General features: G+C 36.7%; 2 protein-coding genes and 1 pseudogene. 2 read left to right on the top strand and 1 reads right to left on the bottom strand.

From position 1 onward, the window contains the following. Positions 1-243 precede the first annotated feature (243 nt). Positions 244-1,935 (bottom strand): ATP-dependent nuclease, encoded by a 1,692-nt coding sequence (locus M3080_RS09075; RefSeq protein WP_249092806.1) that lies wholly within the window; start codon positions 1,933-1,935, stop codon positions 244-246. 226 nt (positions 1,936-2,161) lie between these two features. On the opposite strand from M3080_RS09075, the gene M3080_RS09080 reads away from it, so the two are divergent. Together M3080_RS09080 and M3080_RS09430 are read left to right on the top strand one after the other, a co-directional pair. Further along, complete coding sequence (locus tag M3080_RS09080) at positions 2,162-2,338, top strand: hypothetical protein (RefSeq protein WP_249092807.1); 177 nt, start codon at positions 2,162-2,164, stop codon at positions 2,336-2,338. Next, positions 2,319-2,609 (top strand): annotated as a pseudogene (locus M3080_RS09430) (transposase); the annotation flags it as partial. The gene M3080_RS09080 and the pseudogene M3080_RS09430, both read left to right, overlap by 20 nt.

Genomic DNA, 2,609 nt, shown 5'->3' on the forward strand with positions numbered 1-2,609 from the left:
CGTTTTAGTATTGAGTTTGGTGACAGAATCACCAAATATCTCTAAATGGAATTTACACAAACGAATTTACAATCCCACTTTTGCTTCATTAAATAGTTCTTTAAGAATTATTAGAATGAGCTAAAGATTCCTTTCCATTTTCATGCCTTGAGACACCCTTATGTCAAGCCCACGACAAAAAAATAATTCTGACAGTGGGAAATCCCAAGCTATGAGCACTTGGATAGCTTGAGATTCCTAATTTCATAGATTCATTTCTGAAATGAATTGTTTTACCTGTGCGTACACTTCTGTACTTAAATCGGGGTATTTTTCAAGAACTTTGTTAACCCAATCGGGACCATGGCCACCGACTTCCTTCACAAACCCCTCTAGTTCGCCAACTGGGACAATATATATTCCATTTTTCCGTAGAATTTGCTCTAATTTTCTAAATGCGACAGTTGCATCGCCTGCTGGAATAGCTGAAATTCCAGAGGATTTCAAAGCATCCCATTTTGAAATTGTACTAATGGCTGATCGAATATCTTTTATTTCACAATTAGATAATTCTCGATTTTCAGAGGCGTCCAATACCCTATTGATTGTTGTTTTAGCATCATTTCTGTTAATCTTTTCCTTTGGACTATGTAGGTTTGAAACGATAATATTATAATCGCCTTGGAGACTCGTCCAATCAATACCATATGCTTCTACAATATTCTTAAATATTGTTTCATCATTTAAAACATCAATGTCTGGAATCAACCGAATATCAATATTTAGTGCACGCATCGAAGTTGAAATTTTTGCCATGCGATGTTTGCCACCACAGTGTATAAAAAGTGCTTCAGAATACTTTCCTTGAGTCTGCTTAATAAAGTTCTCTACAATAGAATACATCTTACAATCCGAATCACTTTCGCATAACACAACAACTTTATGGAATAAACTCGACATAATGTTTGAGTACTTAAGTAATGGATCGTTCCAAACCTCATCAAATTTTTCATTACTTAGAATAGAAAAAGCGTTTGTGTCTTTTTTTCGAGTAATCCTAACAATTTTTATACGTTGAGGACAAGCTTCCAGCAATCCTTTAATGATTTCTTCGCTGTGTGTGGAAATAAATGCCTGTTGATCATTTGTCAATGTCTGCCCGATAATTTGTCCCATAATTCGAGCCTGCGGTGGATGGAGAAATGATTCCGGCTCATCAATTAAATAGGTTCGATAATAATCTAGCATTAAATAAAGTAATATACCGGTAAAGCTCTTTATCCCATCGCCTTGATTTTGAACTTGTTTATAAGTATCGAGAATTGCAGCATATGCTTCTAATCTCTGTTGTTCATCATCATATTGTTGATTTAATTTTACTGGTTCTCCAATACATAGCGGTATTGTGGCTCCATATTGAGTGTTTGGAGTCACTTCTACTCCAAAAGCTTTTTTGAAATTATCGGACAACCACTTTCGATATTTTCTATCAAATGCAGCATAGTGGATTGGATGTTGCTTGGAGGCGTTCCTGTTAATACTATTGGGAGGAGTACAAATTTTTAAACGTGCTGCTGTATCTAGATTTGCGACAAATAAATCACGAAACTCGCCATAATATGAGTCTTTCAAAAATGAACTATCGGAAGATTCTTTCCAATAAGTGATACCATGCCCAAGAACAGAATAATTCGTGTATGAGCCTTGATCATTTCCGCTTGAAAGGCTCTGTAGTAGAGGCAGAAGTGATTCTTCACTTTTAGTAATCTCAATATCAGAGACAACAATAGTTGATATTTTTTTTGATGATAAGGTATAAATATCTTTGAGAGATTGACTTTTACCTGCGTTATTAGGACCAACAAACACAACAATATCGTTTTGTTTAACGTCGAGTGATTCGCCAGTGTTAAATTCAAGCCTTGAAATATATCCACCTGCTTTTTCTGTTACCATAGTTTTTCTCACCTTCTAAAATAACATCGAATTTTTAATAGCATAACCCATAAAAGTAATTTTTTCCGTATTACATCCATTTTGATCCTCAGCGGCTTATCGAAGCTTCTGTTGTTTAATCTAAGCTCATCAAGGTCAAGTTCACCCAAGACATACTGCTCTTATTTAAGACTGTAAATAAGTTTGTGTAAATCCAATATTTGTTAATCTCTTAGGAGTGAAGGAAATGGATTTACCAATGAATCAAGACAAGCTTAAAAACCTGATCGCCAGTATTCCAACCGACCAGTTAAAAAGTGATGAAATTGAACCTTTCATCCAACAGATGCGTAAGCATTTGATTGAGCAAGCTTTACAAGGCGAAATGGACGCTCATCTTGGCTATGACTGTCAAGCGTCATAGTGGCACCAATAGCCGAAATGGCTCAAGCAAGAAGTCGTTAAAGACCGAGAAGGGACCGATTGCCATTTCGGTTCCAAGAGACCGAGACGGCAGTTTCGAACCGCAAATTGTCCCTTAGGAACAAACGCGAACGAGCGTGCTCGATGACCAAATCATCGCCCTTTACAGCAAAGGGATAAGTACTCGTGAAATTAGTGAAACCATTAAGGAACTTTACGATGTCGATGTGTCGGTCAAGCTCATTAGCAATGTGACCGGCCGAGTCATCAAA

This window comes from Parasutterella secunda (assembly GCF_023336895.1).
GTDB lineage: Bacteria > Pseudomonadota > Gammaproteobacteria > Burkholderiales > Burkholderiaceae_F > Aphodousia > Aphodousia faecalis.

What these genes read in the sequence shown, in the direction of transcription:
- M3080_RS09075 (WP_249092806.1), bottom strand. Translation starts at nt 1,935, where the DNA reads ATGGTAACAGAAAAAGCAGGTGGATATATTTCAAGGCTTGAATTTAAC.
- M3080_RS09080 (WP_249092807.1), top strand. Translation starts at nt 2,162, where the DNA reads ATGGATTTACCAATGAATCAAGACAAGCTTAAAAACCTGATCGCCAGT.